This is a genomic window from Propionispira arboris, from assembly GCF_900109225.1.
In the GTDB taxonomy this organism is placed as follows: domain Bacteria; phylum Bacillota; class Negativicutes; order Selenomonadales; family Selenomonadaceae; genus Propionispira; species Propionispira arboris.
Genome location: NZ_FNZK01000009.1, coordinates 109,208 through 130,811 on the forward strand (window position 1 = coordinate 109,208; position 21,604 = coordinate 130,811).

23 protein-coding genes are annotated in these 21,604 nt (G+C 38.6%); 16 read left to right on the top strand and 7 right to left on the bottom strand.

Translation table 11 applies throughout. The features are described from left to right. Nucleotides 1–118: 118 nt before the first annotated feature. On the top strand, nt 119–1,234 hold the full coding sequence (gene ald, locus BMY14_RS10370) for an alanine dehydrogenase (RefSeq protein ID WP_091831499.1): 1,116 nt from the start codon (nt 119–121) through the stop codon (nt 1,232–1,234). Between the two features lie 286 nt (nt 1,235–1,520). Next, nucleotides 1,521–2,903 (top strand): amino acid permease, encoded by a 1,383-nt coding sequence (locus BMY14_RS10375; protein WP_091831501.1) that lies wholly within the window; start codon nt 1,521–1,523, stop codon nt 2,901–2,903. Between the two features lie 75 nt (nt 2,904–2,978). Here the strand turns inward: BMY14_RS10375 and BMY14_RS20870 are convergent, their stop codons facing one another. Then, nucleotides 2,979–3,977 (bottom strand): sigma-54 interaction domain-containing protein, encoded by a 999-nt coding sequence (locus tag BMY14_RS20870; RefSeq protein WP_245741366.1) that lies wholly within the window; start codon nt 3,975–3,977, stop codon nt 2,979–2,981. 44 nt (nt 3,978–4,021) lie between these two features. Beyond that, nucleotides 4,022–4,537: a PAS domain-containing protein gene (locus tag BMY14_RS20875; RefSeq protein ID WP_245741368.1), complete on the bottom strand. Its 516-nt coding sequence runs from the start codon at nt 4,535–4,537 to the stop codon at nt 4,022–4,024. A gap of 388 nt (nt 4,538–4,925) precedes the next feature. Between BMY14_RS20875 and mqnE the strand changes: the two genes are divergently transcribed. From mqnE to BMY14_RS10395, 3 genes are all read left to right on the top strand, one after another. Beyond that, on the top strand, nt 4,926–6,011 hold the full coding sequence (gene mqnE, locus BMY14_RS10385; RefSeq protein WP_091831503.1) for an aminofutalosine synthase MqnE: 1,086 nt from the start codon (nt 4,926–4,928) through the stop codon (nt 6,009–6,011). A gap of 118 nt (nt 6,012–6,129) precedes the next feature. Further along, entirely contained in the window at nt 6,130–6,411 is a 282-nt protein-coding gene (locus tag BMY14_RS10390; RefSeq protein ID WP_019553559.1) for a hypothetical protein, read from the top strand. A 1-nt stretch (nt 6,412) separates the two neighbouring features. After that, a complete protein-coding gene (locus BMY14_RS10395) occupies nt 6,413–7,033 on the top strand; it encodes a hypothetical protein (protein ID WP_019553560.1) in 621 nt (206 codons plus the stop codon). A 65-nt stretch (nt 7,034–7,098) separates the two neighbouring features. Here BMY14_RS10395 and BMY14_RS10400 read toward each other — a convergent pair whose 3' ends face one another. From BMY14_RS10400 to ilvA, 3 genes are all read right to left on the bottom strand, one after another. Next, nucleotides 7,099–7,875, bottom strand: a complete 777-nt coding sequence (locus BMY14_RS10400) for a C40 family peptidase (protein WP_245741370.1) — start codon at nt 7,873–7,875, stop codon at nt 7,099–7,101. Continuing rightward, nucleotides 7,868–8,179 (bottom strand): ArsR/SmtB family transcription factor, encoded by a 312-nt coding sequence (locus tag BMY14_RS10405; RefSeq protein ID WP_051083334.1) that lies wholly within the window; start codon nt 8,177–8,179, stop codon nt 7,868–7,870. The genes BMY14_RS10400 and BMY14_RS10405 overlap by 8 nt, the downstream gene beginning before the upstream one ends. Nucleotides 8,180–8,664: 485 nt before the next feature. After that, nucleotides 8,665–9,909: a threonine ammonia-lyase gene (gene ilvA, locus BMY14_RS10410; protein WP_091831508.1), complete on the bottom strand. Its 1,245-nt coding sequence runs from the start codon at nt 9,907–9,909 to the stop codon at nt 8,665–8,667. A gap of 375 nt (nt 9,910–10,284) precedes the next feature. Between ilvA and BMY14_RS10415 the strand changes: the two genes are divergently transcribed. From BMY14_RS10415 to BMY14_RS10425, 3 genes are read left to right on the top strand one after another with little or no spacing between them, the layout of a single operon-like run. Further along, entirely contained in the window at nt 10,285–10,722 is a 438-nt protein-coding gene (locus BMY14_RS10415) for a universal stress protein (RefSeq protein WP_091831510.1), read from the top strand. A gap of 36 nt (nt 10,723–10,758) precedes the next feature. Further along, nucleotides 10,759–11,223, top strand: coding sequence for a universal stress protein (locus BMY14_RS10420; protein WP_019553565.1), 465 nt, complete (start codon nt 10,759–10,761; stop codon nt 11,221–11,223). A gap of 12 nt (nt 11,224–11,235) precedes the next feature. Beyond that, nucleotides 11,236–11,658, top strand: a complete 423-nt coding sequence (locus BMY14_RS10425; RefSeq protein WP_091831512.1) for a universal stress protein — start codon at nt 11,236–11,238, stop codon at nt 11,656–11,658. An 86-nt stretch (nt 11,659–11,744) separates the two neighbouring features. Here the strand turns inward: BMY14_RS10425 and BMY14_RS10430 are convergent, their stop codons facing one another. Further along, a complete protein-coding gene (locus tag BMY14_RS10430) occupies nt 11,745–12,548 on the bottom strand; it encodes a DeoR/GlpR family DNA-binding transcription regulator (protein WP_091831514.1) in 804 nt (267 codons plus the stop codon). A 364-nt stretch (nt 12,549–12,912) separates the two neighbouring features. On the opposite strand from BMY14_RS10430, the gene ulaG reads away from it, so the two are divergent. From ulaG to pfkA, 8 genes are all read left to right on the top strand, one after another. Beyond that, a complete protein-coding gene (ulaG, locus tag BMY14_RS10435; protein ID WP_091831516.1) occupies nt 12,913–13,977 on the top strand; it encodes an L-ascorbate 6-phosphate lactonase in 1,065 nt (354 codons plus the stop codon). A 71-nt stretch (nt 13,978–14,048) separates the two neighbouring features. Then, entirely contained in the window at nt 14,049–14,495 is a 447-nt protein-coding gene (locus tag BMY14_RS10440) for a PTS sugar transporter subunit IIA (RefSeq protein WP_091831518.1), read from the top strand. Between the two features lie 180 nt (nt 14,496–14,675). After that, entirely contained in the window at nt 14,676–16,172 is a 1,497-nt protein-coding gene (locus BMY14_RS10445; RefSeq protein ID WP_091831519.1) for a PTS ascorbate transporter subunit IIC, read from the top strand. Nucleotides 16,173–16,215: 43 nt separating this feature from the next. Further along, on the top strand, nt 16,216–16,509 hold the full coding sequence (locus BMY14_RS10450) for a PTS sugar transporter subunit IIB (RefSeq protein WP_091831521.1): 294 nt from the start codon (nt 16,216–16,218) through the stop codon (nt 16,507–16,509). A gap of 145 nt (nt 16,510–16,654) precedes the next feature. Then, entirely contained in the window at nt 16,655–17,683 is a 1,029-nt protein-coding gene (locus tag BMY14_RS10455; protein ID WP_091831523.1) for an FG-GAP repeat protein, read from the top strand. Nucleotides 17,684–17,699: 16 nt separating this feature from the next. Continuing rightward, complete coding sequence (locus BMY14_RS10460; protein ID WP_091831525.1) at nt 17,700–18,389, top strand: L-ribulose-5-phosphate 4-epimerase; 690 nt, start codon at nt 17,700–17,702, stop codon at nt 18,387–18,389. Between the two features lie 91 nt (nt 18,390–18,480). Beyond that, a complete protein-coding gene (locus BMY14_RS10465; protein ID WP_091831559.1) occupies nt 18,481–19,350 on the top strand; it encodes an L-ribulose-5-phosphate 3-epimerase in 870 nt (289 codons plus the stop codon). 196 nt (nt 19,351–19,546) lie between these two features. Beyond that, on the top strand, nt 19,547–20,521 hold the full coding sequence (gene pfkA / locus BMY14_RS10470; RefSeq protein WP_091831527.1) for a 6-phosphofructokinase: 975 nt from the start codon (nt 19,547–19,549) through the stop codon (nt 20,519–20,521). A 223-nt stretch (nt 20,522–20,744) separates the two neighbouring features. On the opposite strand, the gene BMY14_RS10475 is transcribed toward pfkA, so the two are convergent. Then, entirely contained in the window at nt 20,745–21,440 is a 696-nt protein-coding gene (locus BMY14_RS10475) for a methyl-accepting chemotaxis protein (protein WP_091831529.1), read from the bottom strand. Nucleotides 21,441–21,604 lie beyond the last annotated feature (164 nt).

A 21,604-nucleotide genomic window follows, 5' to 3' on the forward strand; every position in this document is an offset into this window, starting at 1 on the left:
ATCGATTTCGTTCCAAATAAAATTATTGGTGCAGGTTTTCTGCTTTTTAAAGTTGGCACATAACTTGCAATAATATATTAATAGTTAAAACATATTAATATAAAATGGAGGGGTTCAAATGATTATTGGTGTACCGAAAGAAATTAAAAACAATGAAGCAAGAGTAGGTCTTACTCCCGCTGGAGCCGAAGCATTGTGCAAATCCGGACATACCGTATTGATGGAAAAAAATGCTGGCCTTGGTAGTGGCTTTAGTGATGCAGCTTATGAAGCCACTGGCGCTAAAATTATCAGTGATAAAAAAGCTTTGTTTGATCGAGCTGAAATGATCATTAAAGTAAAAGAACCAGTTGAACCAGAATACAATTTATTCCACGAAGGGCAAGTTTTGTTTACATATTTGCATCTTGCACCAGAACCAGAACTTACCCAGGCCTTGTTAAAAGATAAAGTGATTGGTATAGCGTATGAAACAATTGTGGGACGAAACAACACGCTGCCATTATTATCCCCAATGAGTGAAGTGGCAGGCCGTATGGCTGTTCAGGTAGGTGCACAATATTTAGAAAAACAAAATGGTGGTAAAGGTGTTTTGTTAAGCGGCGTATCAGGCGTACCATCTGGCCAGGTTGTCATCATCGGTGGTGGTAATGTTGGTACAAATGCTGCAAAAATTGCTGTTGGAATGGGTGCACGCGTAACTGTAATTGATATGTCGGGCGACAGACTTCGTTATTTGGATGATATTTTTGGCAGTAGTATTGTGACGGTAATGTCAAATAGCTATAATATTGCCGAATGGGTTAAAAAAGCAGATTTGTTGATTGGATCGGTATTAGTTCCAGGAGCGAAAACACCAAAATTAGTTTCAGAAGATATGATCAAAACGATGGAAGCTGGTTCCGTGGTCGTTGATGTTGCAATTGATCAGGGCGGTTCGATTGTTACCTGCGATCATTGCACGACACATGATAATCCAACCTTTATTAAACATGGTGTAGTTCACTATTCGGTAGCTAATATGCCAGGTGCTGTTGCACGGACTTCGACGCTGGCTTTGACGAATGCTACGCTGCCATATGCTCTTCAACTTGCGAATAAAGGATATCGTCAAGCTTGTCTCGATGATCCTGGCTTAGCAAAAGGGATTAATGTAATTAACGGGAATATTACATTTAAGGGTGTTGCCGACGGTTTAGGATTACCTTATGTAGAGTTGAGCACTATCTTATAATTTCATAAACTATATTTTTAGAGTTATATATAATGCAACTTATATAGTAAGCAGTTCTATGTTATATTAAACAAGCTACGACCAACATAGAGCTGCTTATCTTAAATTAAATGAAAATTCGAACAATTATCAAGGAAAAGGTTACAAGGAAACCTTTTTGTAGTACACTTAAACGATGTGGAATTTGATGTTAAAGACTGCTAATTTTTATATAGCATATTCGTCAATTCTTACAGCTTATATCTACCATTCATGCCAAAGATTTATATGATATGGAGGGAAAGAAGTGGATAATTTAAAGAATGGACTTCAAGAAGACTTACATCGTGGACTCAAAGAGAGACATATTCAACTGATTGCATTAGGTGGCGCTATCGGGGTTGGTTTATTCCTTGGTTCGGCCGCAGCAATTAAAGTTGCTGGTCCATCGCTTGTTTTGACTTATTTTATCGGTGGAGTTGTTATTTTCTATGTTATGCGTGCATTAGGAGAGGTTACTGTAGAATATCCGGTATCTGGCGCATTCAGCGCACATGCCAGTAAGTTTGTTGGACCGCTGTGCGGCTATATTACCGGCTGGACTTACTGGTTCATGTGGGTTGTAACTTGTATGGCCGAAATCACGGCAGTTGGTGTATATGTGAATTACTGGATACCTGATTTGCCACAATGGATACCCGCACTTGCCGCACTCGTTTGCATGACGATTGTCAATTTGATCGCTGTAGCTGCATACGGAGAATTTGAATTTTGGTTTGCACTCATAAAAGTCGTTACCATTGTCGCTATGATTCTGGTAGGTGGCGCGATGATCTTTTTTGGAATTGGCAATGATGGCGTTGCTGTGGGTATTTCCAATTTATGGACCTATGGTGGATTTTTCCCGAATGGAATCACCGGAATGGTCATGGCTCTTGTTATGGTTATGTTTTCTTATCTGGGAATTGAAATTATCGGGGTTACTGCCGGTGAAGCCGCTCATCCTGAAAAAACGATACCATCGGCAATTGATAAAGTTTTTTGGCGGATTTTAATTTTTTATGTACTGGCATTGTCGGTTATTATGTCACTGTATCCATGGAATCAAATTGGCACGCTTGGCAGCCCGTTTGTTTTGACTTTTAGTAAACTTGGTATAAGTACAGCAGCAGGTATTATTAATTTTGTTGTTTTAACCGCTGCGTTATCTTCTTGCAATAGTGGCCTTTTTAGTACGGGGCGCATGTTATATAATCTGTCATTGCAGGGAAAAGCACCTAAAATGTTTGGAAAACTTAGTACACATATGGTACCAGCGAATGGAATCTTGGTTTCATCAGGTTTTTTGCTTATAGGTGTTGTTCTCAATTATATGGTTCCGGCTGAAGTATTTACGTATGTAACGAGTGTGGCAACATTTGGCGCACTTTGGATTTGGGGTATTATCTTATTTGTTCAAATCAAATTTAGAGAAACTTTAGCTCCAGAGCAAATTGCCAAATTGCATTATCCGATGCCGCATTCACCTTATTCGAGCTGGATCTGCATAGCGTTTTTCTTTCTAGTGGCTGTTGTCATGTTCTTTAGTGAAAATACGCGGGTTGCGCTTTATATTGCGCCAATTTGGTTTGCGGGTGTAATTGCTTCGTATTACATGAGTGGGATGCATAAGCAAGTTCTCGAAAAATAGCAGATCTGTTTTTGTGAAAAATTAAAAAGAAGCTTTCTACTTTGTATTACATATAAATAGGAAGCTTCTTTTTTATTATTTTGCCTTAAATTGTTCGAAAGAAAGACCATATTTTTGCAGCTTTTTCAAGACACTGGTATGTGAAAGTCCAAGGACGGTACCAAGCTTGCGGGAAGTATGATAATGGCACAAGGCTCGACATAAAATTTCCCGTTCTTTTTCGGCTAAAATATCAGCTAATCCTTTTTCCGGGACAGCGGGTAAAATAGGTTCTAGATTTGCTGCATGGCGCCCCAGCATCAAATGTTCAGGGGTTATGATTTTAGTTTCCACGACATTGACTGCTCGTTCCATGACATTTTCTAATTCGCGAATATTTCCCGGCCAATGATAGTCGGTTAATACTTGGAGAGCTTGCTCGTTAATGGAATCAGCGTGTTTGTGAAGTTTGGATGAAAAGCGTTGTAGAAAAGATTGAGCAAGAACAATGATATCTTCTTTACGTTCTCGTAATGGTGGTAAAAATAAAGGAATTACATTGAGCCGATAATACAAGTCTTCGCGAAACGTGCCTTCTTCGATCATGGCTTCTAGATTTCGATTGGTAGCGGCTAAAAGCCGGACATTAATCGAAAACTCTCGGCGGCTGCCAATTCGACGAATTTTTCGTTCTTGCAGCACACGTAATAATTTTACTTGCAGATGGGCAGACACTTCCCCAATTTCATCCAAAAATAAAGTGCCGCCATTTGCCAGTTCAAATAATCCCTGTTTGCCACCTTTCGTGGCACCGGTAAAGGCACCATCTTCATAACCGAATAATTCACTTTCGAGCAGCGTATCCGGTATTGCGGCACAGTTGATTGGCACAAATATATTTTCCGAACGTGAAGATGCACTATGCAAGGCACGGGCAAATAATTCTTTACCCGTGCCCGTTTCACCCCGAATTAGGACTGTTGAATCATTGTAGGCATATGATTTTGCCAGATTAATAACTTTTTGCATGATTTTGCTTGTATGTAAAATTTCATCGAATTTAAATATGGGTTGTTCGGTTAATTTCTGATACATTTTTCGGACATCTTTAATATCTTTTAAAATTGCGATGCCGCCAATTATTTTTTATACCGATCCATAATTGGATGACTGCTGACTAAATAATGGCTATTTGTTTGCTCAAAAAATATTTCACGATTAATTGACTTTGATCCACTTTGAATAGAGTCGACCAGAGATAAACAACAAGGGAAAATATCAGTCAGTGGTTTGCCGATTACATGTACAGTTGATGTGTGCATGATTTTTTCAGCTGCTGGATTATACTGGGTGATACAGCCATGACTGTCGATCGCAACGACACCGTCTGTTACAGCATCTAAAACGGCCTTCAGTTGTTCCGCTTTTTCTTCGTGAGGCATTAATTCGATTTGAGCCACAGCGGTTATATCAGAAATTTGAGCTATGTCACGCAGCAGGGGCTGCTCGAGTTCGATTGACATAGGTTCAGTTTCGAGGAAAATAACATTGATACCCACTTCCATCGAGACGATATTTAATTGATGATGCATAAAAATATAGGCAATATCAAAAACAATTCCAACACGGTCTATATAGGAAACCTTAATACGCATGAGGTATTCCCCCTAAATAAAATATTACAGGAAACTAGATAGAATGAATAAACAATATAAGTCCATAGTAGTATTTGTCCGAGATGGAAGGGGATAGCTTGCTTAAGCTATCGTTAGCCTGGGGCTGCATAGAATTTCCTTCATCATATAGATTTGTAATGACATGCAAATTCGTACATTTGTCTGTTTCTACATAACCAGGTAAATCCCTGCTTAGTAGGTAAAAATAGCTGCCTAAAAGAATTTTTTTTTACTTTTCTTGTAATTTAATTTGAATTTGGTGATTTTTTTATGGTAGTATATAAAAGAAACATATTGTTTAGCAAAAACAAATAGAGTAGAATTATGTTAGGTTTATATGTTTATTGTATACAAGAAGGTGAAAAGTTTGACAGAAGTTACTAAAAAAATTGGTGATAAAATTTTAAAAGGTGAGCGTCTTACAAAAGAAGATGGTCTTGCTTTATATGATTGTGATGATCTGGCATGGCTTGGATCGATGGCGGATCTGGTTCGCTATCGTATTAGCGGTGATTATGTTTATTATAATGTAAATCGGCATATCAATCTTACGAATATCTGTACATCACGCTGCTCGTTTTGTGCGTTTGGCTGCGATGAAGACAGCCAGCAGGCATATGAAATGAATCAAGAACGTGTTTTGGAAGTGGTTAAGCAGGCGACAGCGGATCCAGACCTTAGCGGTCTGCATATTGTGAGTGGACTCCATCCAACCTGGCCGTTTGAGTATTATGTAAATATTATTCGAGCCATTAAGACCAATTTTCCGACGTTGCATTTAAAAGGGTTTACGGGAGTCGAAATTACTCATTTTGCTAAGATTTCAGGGAAATCAATTCGACAGGTTTTACAAACTTTAATGGATGCCGGACTCGAGGCTTTGCCGGGGGGCGGCGCAGAAATCCTCTCAGATCGAATTCGCCAGCAGCTTTGTCCGAATAAAGCGACGGCCAGTGAATGGCTGGAAGTGGCACAGACGGCACATGATCTTGGGATTAAAACGAATGCCAGTATGTTATATGGTCACATTGAAACCATTGAAGAACGTATTGATCATTTGTTGACTTTGCGTAAGTTACAAGATAAAACGGGCGGTTTTCAGACCTTTATTTGTTTTCCGTTTCATCCCGAACATACAGAAATGGCTAATATGGTTCAGCGGACCAGCGTATGGGATGATCTAAAAACGATGGCAATTTCACGCCTTATGTTGGATAATTTTCGCAATATTAAAGCCTATTGGGTGATGCTTACACTGCCGATTGCACAATTGGCCTTGGGTTTTGGTGCCAATGATATTGATGGGACCATTCAGGAAGAAAAAATTATGCATGCAGCAGGAGCGAAATCGAGTACATCACTCAGTAAAGAAACTTTGATTGCGACCATTCGGGAAGCTGGCCGGACGCCTGTGGAATGTGATTGCAATTTTAATATTGTTAAAGTATTTTAAAATTCAAACATCTTACTTCATAAGAAATTCACATTAAAGGAATATAATAAATATATGTCGAATTATATAAATAAGTGTAGTTTCAAATATACTGAATATAAAGTTTTGGAGGCTCGGTATGTCAGAAAGATTAACGTTACAAGATGTTCTCAGAGAGTATGGTATTCCCCAGATTAAGCTTGATATTCATGCGACTCGTGAAGAATGTCTGAAATTGCGGGAAAAGTTGATGGCGATTCGTGATCTCAGTCAGGCTAAAGAACAAGGTTATTTAGATATTGATTGTAAAGTTTATATTGATGTTGATGATATTGATCGCTATTTATCAGGTGAATTGGATACATTAGCAGAGATTTATGCATTTCCAGAAGATGTGAAAGCTTATCGGGAGGAAGAATAAAATGAAATTAAAGAAAATAGTAACGATTGTTTTAGTATGTTTCTTTGCTTTATCATCGATTGCCTTTGCGGCAAAGGGGGGAGCAAAATTTTCCGCACCTAAGTCGGCACCTAGTGTTTCAACGCCGTCGAAAACTTCAGGTGCTTCAACGACTACACCATCAAAAGAATATACGCCATCGAAAGATGCTAAATCCTTAAGCAAGGATGCACCAGCAGCCAGTACAAAATCTGCAGCAACGCCAGCTGCTGCCGCCAGTTCATCCCCGTGGGGTGGAATGATGCGAAATGTTGGCTTGTTTGCCGGTGGTATGTTCCTCGGCAGTATGCTTGGTAATATGTTTGGTATGGGTGGTATGGGCATGGGTGCCGATATCATGGGTTTATTGATGAATGTAGTCTTGTTGGGAGTCGTCTTTATGGTAGGACGTTTCTTATGGAATAAGTTTAAAAACAAAGGTAATAATGTAAGTCATTTCACACGTCCACAACAAGATGTTTCACCATATCGGAATAAATATGATATGGCATCTAAAAAAAATGACGAAGAATTGCCGAATATTACACCAGAACACGATTCTTATCAAAGTAAAAGCAAAGCGGATGAATATCGTAACCGTTAAATAAAAAATGACCTGCATTTCTAAATTGAAATGCAGGTCATTTTTATGTCAGCGAATAGGAGTAGTTATTTCGTGATACGTTTTGCGCCAATATATTTTGGCTTCCAATATGAATTATCTAATTCATCGATACGAACCCCTTTACTCGATGAGGTGTGAATGAATTTGCCGTCACCAATATAGATTCCACAATGGGAAGGGCCTGGCTCATAGGTCGTGAAAAAAACTAAATCACCGCTTTGCAAGGCACTGCGGCTGATATTTTTGCCCAGTCTATACTGTTCATCGGCGGTACGGGGAATGGATATTTTCTGCTGGGCAAATACATACTGCAGGTAACCGGAACAGTCAAAACCTTTTGGTGTAGTGCCACCGAATTGGTATGGAACACCGATGTAATGTTTTGCTGTCTGGATAATTGGTGGAACCATATTTGTTGTGATAAACGGGGAACCTTCAGGTGCCGGGCTATTGGGAAAATTTATTTGACCAACAGCTGGAACGGCTTCTCTTTTTTTTACTATAGGTGTTGCTTTTTTTAGCGCTCGCCAAGTCTGACCATCAACGATACCATTAATTTTAATCCGTTGGTCACGCTGAAATTCAAGGACAGCTTGTTTTGTTTCTAAACCAAAAATACCGTCAATACTTGTAATGGTATAATTAAGTCGCTTTAATTGCTGTTGCAGAGCTATGACTTCGCTGCCATGCGAACTTTGTGAGAGCGATTTTGCTGCATTTGCTGCCGTGGGAGGAAGTAAAACAAACAGTAATGTTATGATAATAGAGTAAAGAATCAACTTCATAAAATTCCCTATCATTTGATTTTTCCTTTCAGCCATGCTTAATATGTTCGAGTCCCTGACTCATTAGGCTTACAACATGAGAGTCGTCAAGTGAATACCAGGCTTCTTTACCCTCTTTGCGAAATTTTACGAGCCTTGCTCCGCGCAGTACCCTCAGTTGGTGCGAGATGGCGGACTGACCCATCTGCAGGGTTGCTGCAATATCACAGACGCACATTTCATTTTTTGTGAGCAGTCCTAATATTCGAATCCGTGTTGGATCCCCAAGGATTTTGAATGTGTCTGCCAAGATCATTGTTGTTTCTTCCGTCAGTAAATGCAGTTTTGCTGCGTGAACCATATCTTGATGTACGATATAAGCATCACATGTTTCACAATTGCAAGTTTCAGTTTTTTTTTCATGTATCATTGAATCCTCCTATTCTACTAGCAAGAGAAACTGTCTAAACGCAGAAAATATTATTATTATTCTAATAAGTTGCATTATATATATCAGTATAAAGCAAAAAATAAAATTTGAAAATAAAATCTTTGAAAATAAGTTGTTTTTTCTTAATGGGGACAGATAAAAAACTGTGGATAACTTTTCAATAAAAGAGAGTTATCAACAATATTATCCACAAAATCGAATATATTGTGGATAAGTATAGGATCCTGAAACTAAATCATGTGTTACGGTATATAAAAAAGTTATTCACAAGCCTGAATAAATTTATCCCCAACTGTGTATAAGTATTTTTTTCTGTAAAGAAAAAGTGTGCTTTTGCATTAAAAAGCAGATAACTCCTACGCTGAGAAATTATCTGCTTTTTTAAATTCGTTTTGTTAATATACCTTAGTTACAATAAAATCATTTTTTTCTAAAGCGGCAACGATTTGTTTGACATGGTCCTGCCCATGTGTCTCAATAGTAACTTCAAGTTGAACTTTTTTAAAGCTGTCCGTCACTTTGGCTTGGTTATGGTCAAGTTTTATAACATTGGCATTTTCTGCGGCTAAAACTTGTGAAACTTTAAGCAATTGTCCTGGTTTATCAGGAAGCTGGACCGCAAAACAGAAAATGCGTCCACGAGCAATCAAAGCTTTGTCAATTAGAGCTGAAATCGTCGATATATCAATATTGCCGCCACTGACGATAGCGACAACTTTTTTCCCTTTAAGAGAAAGTTTGGTGAGTGCAGCTAAAGATAGGACACCAGCACCTTCGGCGATCAATTTATGCTTCTCAATTAAAGAGAGTAGAGCTGACATGATTTCTAGTTCGGATACGGTTATTATTTCATCCACATATTTTTTTATGAATTCGAACGTCAATTTACCAGGCGTTTTTACAGCTGTACCGTCTGCTACCGTATCCACTTGTCGAAGTGTGCTGACTTTCCCCTTGGCAAGGGAGTATTTGATACAGGCGGCCCCCTCTGGCTCGACACCAATGATTTTTACATTTGGATTTACTGCTTTGGTAGCAAGAGCTACACCACTGATAAAACCACCGCCACCGACTGGTACAAGTATGGCATCTACATCTTTAAGTTCGTCAATGATCTCAAGAGCTGTGGTTCCTTGACCGACAAGAACCTGAACATCATCAAAGGGGTGAACAAAGACATATCCGTGTTCTTTTTGTAGTTCAACGGCTTTTCCGTAAGCATCATCATAGCTGTCTCCGTAAAGAACTACTTCGGCACCGTAAGCGCGTGTCGCTTCAACCTTTAAGATCGGAGTCGTTGCTGGCATAGCAATAACAGCTTTTACACCGAGCTGCTGAGCGGCAAATGCTACGCCTTGGGCATGATTGCCAGCGGAAGCTGTGATGACACCTTTTGATTTTTCTTCGGTAGATAGCTGACTAATTTTGTTATAAGCACCACGTAATTTAAAAGAACCTGTGTTTTGCAGATTTTCTGGTTTAATGTAGACATCATTTCCAGAAATAGAAGAAAAATATGGGCTTTGAATTAAATGTGTTTTTTTTACGACTTGATTTAATTGTTTTGCAGCCTGATAGACATCCGCAATGGATGTACTTTCCATGATTGATTGAGCGGTTGATTTTTTTTCTTCAGACATCAAGAAGCCTCCTAAAAAATATAAATGAAGCTGAACATCAAAGTTTGCAATGGGATACAAGTATTGAGTCTTTGAATAGTAACTTCATTTTGCGGTCAAACGCACATATGGAAATGACTATGTTTACAAATTATATACAATATGCACAAAAATAACCGATAAATGTTTAGTAGATTTTAGCATTAACCAACCATTGCTGTCAAGTTTGATTCGGCAAAATATAGTCGTGTTTTGCTATAAATTCAGGTAATTTGTAATTATTTATGGAAGTCGTTGTAAAAAGACAGGACTTTTAGCAGTTGTAACGAAGTATTAATATATGACAATAAGAGGCTAGAAAAAGACGAAGGATACATATAAAGAGGAGTGAGCTTTATGCAGGCATTTGGACGGATTTTGGTGCCAGTAGATGGTTCGAAAAATTCGGATAAGGCTATTGCAGCAGCAGTTGATATTAATTCCGTATCCCATGGGCAGATTGATTTTTTATATGTGGCTTATTTTAATGGCAATACCGATGATCCGGCGGATCAGATTTCATGGCTGCCGGATGAATTTACGGGATCAATCCAGCAAATCAGCCAGGCTGTTTTGCTGCATGCCGTAAAGCAGATTTCAACAGATTCAAATTATATGACACATACTGCAACTGGAATTCCGGCGAAACAAATTCTGAAATTTGCCAAGGACCATGCAAGCGATTTAATTGTAATTGGCGGGCGCGGCCTTGGGGTTGTCGAGGGTTTTTTGCTTGGTAGTGTGAGTCAGGAAGTTCTCGAACATGCCCGCTGCCCAGTTCTTATCGTGAAATAACAGATCATATAAATCGAAAAATAGGGGGGGATTATTATGGCGGAATATCGACATATTTTAGTTCCAGTTGATGGTTCAGCAAGTTCGTTAAAGGCAGTAGAACAAGCTATTGAGCTAGCTGGACTTTGTGATGCTGAAATCAACTTCATCCATGTAGCAAATTTAAATGGTGTCATGGGAAGTTACCCCGCGTTTGTATCGCCTCGTTCTACTTTTAGTGGTTCTATATTGGAAGATGTAGTAGAAATTGGTAGAAAAATATTAGACCAAGCATTGGATATGGTGCCGCAATCTATTAAAGCAAAAGGGCATTGTGTAAATGGAAACCCTGCTTCGGCAATTTTGCAAGAAGCAGAAGCCTTGAAGGTTGATTTGATTATAGTTGGAAGTCGGGGGCTGGGAGTGCTGAAGGGAACTTTGGTTGGCAGTGTCAGCCGTTCTTTGTTAGGCAATGCAAATTGTCCTGTTCTGGTTGTGAAAGCAGTAGAAGAAGAAAAATAGGAGGATATTATTATGGATAAAATTAGACGTATTTTAGTTCCGGTCGATGGGTCAGAAAGCTCAGATCGAGCAATTTCACAGGCAATAACGCTGGCGGATGTTTGTGAAGCGAAAATAGCATTTCTCTATGTGGCCAATATCAATCAATTGGCGATTAATGCTTGTTTATCAGATGCGATTTTAGAAGCTGTTACAAAAGCAGGCAATGTAATTTTGGATAAAGCACTTGCTGATGTTCCAGAGTCGATTACAGCGGAAGGATTTGCTGAAACTGGATCACCAGCCGTGGTGATTCTTGATTTTGCAAATTCAGAAGGTATTGATATGATCGTCATGGGAAGTCGGGGACTTGGGATTGTGAAAGGTGTACTTTTAGGCAGTGTCAGCCAGTATATTGTTGAACAATCAAAATGTCCGGTGCTTGTTGTAAAATAAGATATATTATATTAAAGGCATTGCCTGCATTGATAAAATGCAGGCAATGCCTTTTTGTTTTGGGAAATGTTCTGTTTTTTGCTGTGTCAACTATCTGCTGCATCCGCTAACGTATCAAGTTCAATGATTTCAAGACCTTGTTCTTTGAGGCGCAGCAGCTCATCGTGATCGGCATCTTTACCGGTGATGATTGTAGTGATTTTATTGATTGAGCCACTGAGAAAATTATGTTCACGACCAATTTTGGAAGTCGTGGCAAGGACAAAGCATGGACCTTGGCAGCGCTTGAGCATCATTTCATTGACGGCTGTTTCCTGGAGGACAGATGTTGTAATGCCGCCTTTAACGCTAATACCGCCGACGCCGATAAAGGCTTTGTCGGCGGTGATTTTAGATAAGGTGTGCAGGGCAAATTCTCCGACCATTGATTGTTTGCGCTCGTAAACTTCACCACCGGTTAAAATCAGTTCGACACGCGGGTCTTTTTCGGTCCCGACGGCACTGCCGTTATTGGTTACGATGATAACTCGTTTATTTTTAATGTATTTCAGCAAAAGCAAAGTTGTGGAACTTGAGTTCATAAAAATAGTATCACCATCTTCAATTAGGTCTGCTGCATATTTTGCAATAGCATTTTTTTGCGATATGTTTTTTGGGGACAAGGTATCAAGTGGGGGATCTTCTTTTAATGTTCCTTCTAATAATCTTGCACCGCCGTGAAACCGGTTGACTATACTTTTTTCTTCAAAAATTTGCAAATCACGGCGAATTGTTGTTGGTGAAACTTTTAGTTGTTGGGCAAGATCATCGACTTGTACATCTTTTGACTCTTTTAAAGCTTTTAAAATATATTGCTGCCGTTTAAAAACGACACTTTTACTATTTTTCATCGGACATTCAATCCTCTCATTATTAATATAAAATTGCAGTTGTCTACTAGAACATCGTTGCTGGATAGATTGTTTTTAGAAGTGCGCATAAAATTATCATAATGCTTATTGTTTATATTATATGCAAAAACAAAAAAATATACAAGTTTTAAATCATAAAAAGAACGTAAAATTTATATTTTACTAAAATACAACATAAAACAATCGTAAAACAAACATAAAAAGCAATTTTATAAAATTTTAGTATTATTTTTTGCAAAAAAGCTTGAATCGTGCAAAAAAAAAGTGTATTATAAGGGCATAAAGAAAAAACAAGAAGAAATCATTCATAAAACGATCATAAAATAAATATTCGGAGGGCATTATGAGTAAAGTAGATACAATAACGAGAGAGTCTTGGATTTTAAATACGTTTCCTGAATGGGGTACCTGGTTAAATGAAGAAATTGACCAGGAAGTGGTGGAAAAAGGAACTTTTGCGATGTGGTGGCTTGGCTGTACTGGGATTTGGGTTAAGTCGGAAGGCAATACAAATCTTTGTATTGATTTTTGGTGCGGTACTGGTAAACAGACAAAAAATAAAAAAATGGATCCACAGCATCAAATGGCGCGGATGTCGGGCGGGCGCAATGTGCAGCCGAACTTACGGGTAGCACCTTTTGTCTTGGACCCCTTTGGTATCAAAAATATTGATGCTGTACTGGCAACACACTATCATAATGATCATATAGATGTGAATGTTGCGGCAGCTGTTCTACAAAACTGTGTGTCAGACGTTCCTTTCATTGGACCCAAATATTGTGTTGAAAAATGGGTGGAATGGGGTGTGCCAAGAGAGCGTTGCATTCTTCTGAAGCCGGGAGATGTTGTCAAAATCAAAGATATGGAGATTATTTCATTAGAAGCATTTGATAGAACGGCACTGATTACTGCACCGCCTGATGGTGATTTAAAAGGCTGGCTGCCAGATGATATGGATGAAAAAGCTGTAAACTATCTTATTAAAACACCTGGTGGATCTATTTATCATAGTGGTGATTCTCATTATTCCAATTATTATGCCAAACATGGCAACGAACATAAAATCGATGTGGCATTAGGCTCTTTTGGAGAAAATCCTCGCGGCATCACCGATAAAATGACATCGGTAGATATTCTTCGGATGGCAGAAGCACTCAATACACAGGTTGTGATTCCATTTCATCATGATATTTGGTCCAATTTTCAAGCTGATCCAGCAGAAATTCTTGCTTTGTATGAAATGAAAAAAAATAGACTTCAATATAAATTTAAACCATATATCTGGCAGGTTGGTGGAAAATTTGTTTTTCCAAATGATAAAAATAATGTAGAATATCATTATCCAAGAGGGTTTGATGATTGTTTTGCAGCCGCTGACATTAATTTGCCATATACGAGTTTTTTATAAAAAATTCAGCTGTCGATCGTAGGCAAGTTTTAAGGTCGACAGCAAAAAATAAAAAAAAGTGGTGAGTCTAAATGTTTAAAGAGTTGATTGAAAAAAAACGCTATTCGTTTCATGAAAGTTTTGCGACTTGGCAAGATGCTGTACGTGCTGCTTGTCAGCCATTGTTGGCTGACAAGACAATTGAAGCCGAGTATATTGATGCCATCATTAGCAAGGTAACAGAACTTGGACCGTATATTGTTATTGCACCGAACATCTGCATTCCTCATGCACAAGAAGGTGTTGGGGTAAATGATACGGCAGTCTGTTTTATGAAGACCGAAAAATCGGTTCATTTTAGTGATAATTCTGAACATGATGCTAAGTTGTTTTTTGTTTTAGCATCCGTTGATAATGCCGTACATTTGGAAAATCTTTGTGAGTTATCGGAATGTTTGTCTGATGAAGAATTTGTTGATAAATTATTAGCAGTTCATTCTGGAGAAGAACTGAAGAATTTAACTTGCAGCATGAGCTGATATATAGAACGCATTAAAGAAATTACATCCAGTCTATCAGTCTGCCAGGAATGGGGTATAGGGCATCGTTTGCTTCCTACGTAACGCCACTCAACCCTGCACCCCATTCCTGACGAGTACCATATAAAATGTTTAATGCCATATATTATAGATAAATATTGATTAATAGGGGGAGAATAAATGGAATTTTTAATGCCAGTCTGGGAGTTTTTCCAGAATAATATTTTAACGAAACCGCAATTTTTTATTGGGTTTATCGTATTTATCGGATATCTATTGCTCCAGAGACCAATTTATGAGGCGGTTGCCGGTTTTATTAAAGCAGTGGTTGGCTATATGATCTTAAATGTTGCCTCGGGCGGTCTGGTCGGAAACTTTCGCCCGGTACTAGCAGGTCTTAAAGACAGGTTTGATTTATCGGCAGCGGTAATTGATCCATATTTTGGGCAGGCAGCAGCACAGGCTTCGATTGAAAATGCCGGTCGTTCTTTTTCGATGATGATGGTTGTCTTATTAATTGCCTTTTCGATTAATATTTTATTGGTATTATTCAGACGTTATACAAAGATTCGGACTTTGTTTATTACGGGACATGTTATGGTACAACAGTCTTCGACCGCATTATGGCTCGTTATCTTCTGTTTTCCACAGCTTCAGGACATGGGTGTTGTTTGTATGCTGGGGGTACTGCTTGGTACGTACTGGTCCGTTGGTTCGAATTTGACGGTGGAACCTTGTCAGCAGCTTACGGAAGGCGGCGGGTTTGCTACGGGTCATCAACAAATGTTTGGTATTTGGATTGTTTCTAAAATTGCTGGTAAAATAGGCAATAAAGAAAAATCATTGGAAAATCTTAAACTTCCTGGATTTTTATCAATTTTCAATGAAAATGTTGTAGCTACTGGTATCTTGATGTTTATCTTTTTTGGGGTCATTATCACAATTTTGGGTCCTGAACTGATGCATAAAATCGATCCATCTTTTAGTGCTAATCAAAGTTTCTTATTCTTTATTATTGAAAAATCTTTTAATTTTGCAGTATACTTGACCATTTTACAACTGGGGGTTCGTATGTTTGTATCTGAACTAACAGAATCTTTTCAAGGTATTTCTAGTAAGATTCTACCTGGTTCGATGCCTGCGGTCGATTGTGCGGCAACCTATGGTTTTGGTCATCCCAATGCAGTAACATTTGGTTTCTTGTTTGGAGCACTGGGACAATTTTTAGCAATCATCGGTTTAATTGTATTTCAAAGTCCAATCCTTATCATCAGTGGATTCGTACCATTGTTTTTTGATAATGCTACATTCGCTGTATTTGCCAATCGTTTAGGGGGGCTTCGAGCTGCAGCTATTATTCCATTTGTTTCAGGGATAATTCAAGTGCTCGGTGGTGGATTTGCTGCATACTTTTTTACAACCGGAAATTTTGGTGGATGGCATGGGAACTTCGACTGGGATACACTTTGGCCAGTGATTGGCGTGATTATGAATTACGGACAGTATATCGGTGTCGTGGCGGTTATTCTTATTTTACTGGCAATTCCGCAAATCATTTACTATCGGAGTAAAGATACGTATTTTTTAATAGCAGAAGACTACGATCAATATCTTGAAGTTATGGAGCAGAAAAAAAGATCTGCCGAAGAACTTGAAGTCATGGCTCAAAAAGTTTAAGCTGATACTTGGATGTTTTAGATAAAAAAATGAGGTGTTTATAATGTTAAAAGTTATCGCAGCATGTGGAAGTGGAATGGGATCTTCTCAAATCATTAAAATGAAACTGGAAAAAGTTTTTAAGAAACTCGGCATAGAAGCAAGCATTTACCATACGAATATTGGCGATGCAAAATCGCAGGCAGCGAATTATGATGTTGTAGTATGTTCAGATTCTTTAATCGGGACATTTGCGAACGCGACAGCAAAAAAAGTTATTGTGATTGGGTTAAAAAATCTTTTGTCAGAAAAAGAAATAGAAGAAAAAGTATTAGAGAAAATTGTAAACGCACAATAAAGCTGAAAGGGAATGGACATAATTTACAAGGCTGTTCTTAGGAACGGTATGTAAATTTAGACCAAACCTTTTTCATAAACGTCAGAATATTCCGATAATTATAGGCGGATGAATTTATAAATAGTGTGAATGGGAGTGCGTGGTAGTGAATATAAAAAAACAGTTTTTGACGAAATTACATAGATGTTATGCAACAAGCAGTACGATCATTGATGGAGAAGAAAAAATATTGTTTGCAACAGAAGGCGAGGGTGCCGCATATATGTATTCCGGACCTGAATTTGAGCAATCAACTATTTGGGATGGACCCGGCGGCACGATGTCGATGATTCAAGTTCCCGGGAAAAATGGTGATTTTTTAGCCGTGCAGAATTTTTTTCCAACCTTCCAATCCGAAAATGCGACAATTGTATGGGCCAGACCTAAAGCAAATAATGAATGGGACGTAAAAACAATTCTGAAACTTCCCTATATTCACCGCTTTGATATTTTAACAGCAAATGGAATTCATTATTTTATCGGCTGTACTCTTTGTACGAGTAAAACGGATAAAGAAGACTGGTCTGATCCAGGCAAGATTTATGTTGGTGAAATCCCGGAAGATTTGAATGAACCAATTAAACTTAAGGTTATTAAATCCGGTTTGGTTAAAAATCATGGCTATAGTCGTGCTACTTGGCGTGGTTGTATGGCAGGCATGGTGACCTGCGACAGTGGCGTATTTGCTGTCACACCACCACAAAAAAAAGGTGAAGGCTGGACGATTGAAACGGTGCTGACCTGCCCGGTAAGTGATATAGCCGTAGGTGATATCGATGGAGATGGTCAAGATGAACTCATCACGATCGAACCATTTCATGGAAATCAATTTATTATTTATAAAAAAGCAGAAAATGGCTATGAAAAAGTTTATGAATATCCAGAACCAATGGAATTTGGGCATGTTGTTTGGGCTGGCAAGCTAAGGGGCATACCAACTGTCATTGGTGGCCAGCGTCGTCACAGTAAAGAACTTTTTTACATTCAATATAAAGATGGTGCCTATGTAAAAACAACGATTGAAAGTGATATTGGACCAAGTAACGTGGCAGTAGTTAAGGGGCCGGACCGTGATATTATTATTTCTGCCAATCGAGAAATAGGGGAAGCTGTTTTGTATATTGTAACAGATTGATAGGGGCGATAAAACGATGTTAGAAGAACTTAAACAGAAAGTTTATGAAGCGAATATGCTTTTACCGAAATATGGATTGATTACATTTACCTGGGGTAATGTTTCTGGAATTGATCGTGAACAAGGACTTTTTGTTATTAAACCATCAGGCGTAGAATATGACAAACTTCAGGTAAAGGATATGGTTGTTGTCGATCTGAAGGGGCAGGTGGTCGAAGGGATGCTAAATCCATCGTCTGATACACAGACACATTTGAAACTTTATCAGTCTTTTCCTGAGATTGGTGGAGTGGTTCATACCCATTCGCACTGGGCAACAATTTTTGCGCAGGCTGGTCATGACGTGCAAGCTTATGGAACGACCCAAGCAGATTATTTTTGTGGGGCGGTTCCCTGTACAAGAGATATGACAGAAATAGAAATTGAAAATGAGTATGAATACAATACTGGTGAGGTCATTGTTGAACGGTTTGTGGATTTGAATCCAAATCATATGCCAGGGGTTTTGGTCAAGAATCATGGTCCATTTACCTGGGGCAAAGATCCTTTACTGGCAGTGCATAATGCTGTAGTTTTGGAAGAAATTGCAATGATGGCTTTTCATACGGAAATAATTACTGGAAATGAACGAGCTATGCCTAAATTTTTATTGGAAAAACACTTTATGCGCAAACATGGACCGAATGCTTATTATGGACAAAAATAATATGTTTTACGGAAAATCGCCCATTTTGTCTTGATATGCAGATGAAATGGGCGATTTTACTTTACGATTAGGAGAAAGCAGGTTGAATACAATGAAAAATTATGTACTGGGTTTATACGAAAAAGCGATGCCTATGGACTTATCATGGCGTGAAAAATTGTTTGAAGCAAAAAAAGCTGGGTTTGATTTTTTGGAAATGAGTATTGATGAAACGGATTCTAAATTGTCACGGCTTGAAATGTCAGAGCGTGAACGGGTGGAAATTCGGAAGAGTATGCAAAAAACAGGTGTGCCGATTCGATCCATTTGTTTGAGTGGGCATCGGAAATATCCTCTGGGGAGTCATGATCCGCGTGTGCGGCAAAAAAGTCTTGAAATTATGCAAAAAACAGTAAATCTTGCGGCTGATCTGGGGATTCGAATCATTCAACTTGCCGGATATGATGTTTATTATGAAGAAACATCGGAAGAAACGAAAGCGTTATTTGTAAAAAATCTGAAAAAGTGTGTTGAAATGGCGGCTAAAGAAGGAATTGTACTCGGTTTTGAAACCATGGAAACAGAATTTATGAATACAGTTACGAAATCAATGGTCTATGTACAGGCGATTCAATCGCCCTATCTTGGTGTTTATCCTGATTCAGGAAATTTGACAAATGCTGCTATTGAGTATCAATCGGATTTAATGGCAGATATTGAAGCTGGTGCTGGTCATATAGTGGCTTTTCATTTAAAAGAAACCGTTCCAGGAAAATTCCGCGAAATCCCCTTTGGCACGGGGCATGTTGACTTTAAACGCATTATTGATGTCGCTTGGCGTTTAGGTGTTAGACGGTATGTAGCCGAATTCTGGTATGCTGGTAATGACAATTGGCAGGAGGATTTACACTTTGCGCAGGTTTTTCTCTCGCATAACTTTGTCGAGACAGCAGGTTTTTCAACGCTTGAAACTGTTTCTTGAAAGTTGCAGGAAATGTGAATTATAGTTCTGCTATTTACCAATATTATTAAACACAGACTATGTTCTTTTGCCTGGAACAAACTTTCACACGAATATTTTTGGATAAATAAAGGAATCTGGCGAATGCAGCTTGAAAATACGATAATAGTACGTATTTATTTTTCAAGGTACATTTTTTATTTAAGGGTGGTTGGAAATGAACAAAGTGAAAAAAATTGGTGTACTCACAAGCGGTGGAGATTCACCAGGAATGAATGCAGCTATCAGGGCTGTTGTAAGGTCTGCTATTGATTTTGAAATGGATATCGTTGGTATTCGCCGTGGTTATAATGGACTTATTAATGGTGATGCAGTTGTATTGGATTCCCGTTCGGTGTCGGATATTATTCAGCGAGGGGGGACTTTTCTCTATACAGCTCGTTGCATGGAATTTATGAATCCGGAAGGACGCCAGCTTGGTCTTGAAATGGCTCAAAAATTAGGGTTGGATGGACTGGTTGTAATTGGCGGAGATGGGTCGTTTCGCGGGGCTGAAAAACTGAGTGAACTGGGTATGCCAACTGTTGGCATACCGGGAACTATAGATAATGATATTGTCTGTACGGAATATTCGATTGGTTTTGATACAGCTTGTAATATTGCTTTAGAGGCTGTCGATCGCTTGAGAGATACAGCATTGAGTCATGAAAAATGCAGTCTGATTGAAGTTATGGGGCGTTATGCCGGGCATTTGGCGCTGCAGGTAGGCGTAGCTGCGGGGGCAACGGCAGTATTGGTTCCCGAGAAAGTTAGTGACATCGAAAAAGATATTTGTGAAAAAATTCGAGAAGGCCGTTCCAGTGGTAAAACCCACTATATTGTGATTGTGGCCGAGGGCTACAAAGATAAAATCGATGATATTGCTAAACTTATTGAAACACAAACAGATATCAGTACTCGGGTTACGGTGCTTGGTCATATTCAACGCGGCGGTTCGCCAACGGTCATGGATCGTGTCATTGCAGCACGGATGGGGTATCGGGCTGTAGACCTGCTTCGAAAAGGTATTGGTAATCGGATTGTGGCTATTAAAAATAATGAGGTTGTTGATTATAATATTAATGAGGCACTTTGCATGAAAAAATCAATTGATTTGGAACTATGCGAAATTTGTAAATCAATTGCAAAATAAAAAAAACGATTCTATATAGAACGCATTAAATATTTTATATAGCAATCGTCAGGAAGGAGGTATAGGGTTGAGTGGCGGTGTTACGTAGGAAACAAACGATGTCCTCCTCACCCCATTCCTGGCAGAATAATAGGCTGGGTGTCATTTATTTAATACATTCTGTATAAAAAAATGATGGGGTAAGCAAAATAAAATTGCTTACCCCACCGTTTTTTTTATGTTTTTATTTTTCGGAAATTGGTTTTGATAATAAATCGTTGCGTGTATGAGCTTCCGTTACGGCGGCTGTTTCTTTGATACCAACAATGATTGACTGCATGGATGCTTCAATATTTTCTAAAATAGTATTGATTTTTTTAGTCGCTTCAACACTATCTTCTGATAATTTCCGAACTTCTGTTGCCACAACAGCAAAGCCTTGCCCGTGTTCACCTGCTCGGGCAGCTTCAATGGCAGCATTGAGTCCCAATAAATTGGTTTGTTGGGAGACTTTATTAATAAAGCCAATTACTTCATGCGTTTTGCTTATATGGTCTTTGGCTTGATTTACAGATTCAGAAAGAGTATCTACTTTCTTTTTTAATTCTTCATTAATCAGTGCCTGTGATTTGATCAAATGGTAAATAATATCTGTCAGATACGGTTCAACTACTTTCACATGATCTGGAATATGTTTCTTGATTAACTGATTAACCTCGCTATTGCCAGTGATATTTAAAACAATATCAAGCCCTTGCATTTTTACGGCTTCACTAAGATCTGTGAATGTACGGACGCCCATTGTGTTTGCGAGATCGAAAGCTACAGCATTGCTTTTAACATCTGCGATTGCTACAATTTTAATATCAGAAATTTGTTTGCAAAGTTCCAAAATTCCGGCACCGCCCCGGCCACCGCCGACCAATAATATTTTCAACATACATTGATTCCTCCAACTCAAATTTGATTCATGTAGTATTCATCTAAATTTTGCCTGAAGCATCAGGAATAGAAAGAGTAGTGCCCCTTTTTAAAACAAAAATTTAAAATTACATTTATAGTTGTATTACTTCTATTTTTTATTAAATAAGTCCTTCTATCGAG

Excerpts from the sequence above, each read along its gene's own strand:
- ald (WP_091831499.1), top strand. The coding sequence starts at position 119 with ATGATTATTGGTGTACCGAAAGAAATTAAAAACAATGAAGCAAGAGTA.
- BMY14_RS20870 (WP_245741366.1), bottom strand. The coding sequence starts at position 3,977 with ATGTATCAGAAATTAACCGAACAACCCATATTTAAATTCGATGAAATT.
- BMY14_RS20875 (WP_245741368.1), bottom strand. The coding sequence starts at position 4,537 with ATGCGTATTAAGGTTTCCTATATAGACCGTGTTGGAATTGTTTTTGAT.
- BMY14_RS10390 (WP_019553559.1), top strand. The coding sequence starts at position 6,130 with ATGTCAGAAAGATTAACGTTACAAGATGTTCTCAGAGAGTATGGTATT.
- BMY14_RS10395 (WP_019553560.1), top strand. The coding sequence starts at position 6,413 with ATGAAATTAAAGAAAATAGTAACGATTGTTTTAGTATGTTTCTTTGCT.
- BMY14_RS10400 (WP_245741370.1), bottom strand. The coding sequence starts at position 7,875 with ATGGCTGAAAGGAAAAATCAAATGATAGGGAATTTTATGAAGTTGATT.
- BMY14_RS10405 (WP_051083334.1), bottom strand. The coding sequence starts at position 8,179 with ATGGTTCACGCAGCAAAACTGCATTTACTGACGGAAGAAACAACAATG.
- ilvA (WP_091831508.1), bottom strand. The coding sequence starts at position 9,909 with ATGTCTGAAGAAAAAAAATCAACCGCTCAATCAATCATGGAAAGTACA.
- BMY14_RS10415 (WP_091831510.1), top strand. The coding sequence starts at position 10,285 with ATGCAGGCATTTGGACGGATTTTGGTGCCAGTAGATGGTTCGAAAAAT.
- BMY14_RS10420 (WP_019553565.1), top strand. The coding sequence starts at position 10,759 with ATGGCGGAATATCGACATATTTTAGTTCCAGTTGATGGTTCAGCAAGT.
- BMY14_RS10425 (WP_091831512.1), top strand. The coding sequence starts at position 11,236 with ATGGATAAAATTAGACGTATTTTAGTTCCGGTCGATGGGTCAGAAAGC.
- BMY14_RS10430 (WP_091831514.1), bottom strand. The coding sequence starts at position 12,548 with ATGAAAAATAGTAAAAGTGTCGTTTTTAAACGGCAGCAATATATTTTA.
- ulaG (WP_091831516.1), top strand. The coding sequence starts at position 12,913 with ATGAGTAAAGTAGATACAATAACGAGAGAGTCTTGGATTTTAAATACG.
- BMY14_RS10440 (WP_091831518.1), top strand. The coding sequence starts at position 14,049 with ATGTTTAAAGAGTTGATTGAAAAAAAACGCTATTCGTTTCATGAAAGT.
- BMY14_RS10445 (WP_091831519.1), top strand. The coding sequence starts at position 14,676 with ATGGAATTTTTAATGCCAGTCTGGGAGTTTTTCCAGAATAATATTTTA.
- BMY14_RS10450 (WP_091831521.1), top strand. The coding sequence starts at position 16,216 with ATGTTAAAAGTTATCGCAGCATGTGGAAGTGGAATGGGATCTTCTCAA.
- BMY14_RS10460 (WP_091831525.1), top strand. The coding sequence starts at position 17,700 with ATGTTAGAAGAACTTAAACAGAAAGTTTATGAAGCGAATATGCTTTTA.
- BMY14_RS10465 (WP_091831559.1), top strand. The coding sequence starts at position 18,481 with ATGAAAAATTATGTACTGGGTTTATACGAAAAAGCGATGCCTATGGAC.
- pfkA (WP_091831527.1), top strand. The coding sequence starts at position 19,547 with ATGAACAAAGTGAAAAAAATTGGTGTACTCACAAGCGGTGGAGATTCA.
- BMY14_RS10475 (WP_091831529.1), bottom strand. The coding sequence starts at position 21,440 with ATGTTGAAAATATTATTGGTCGGCGGTGGCCGGGGCGGTGCCGGAATT.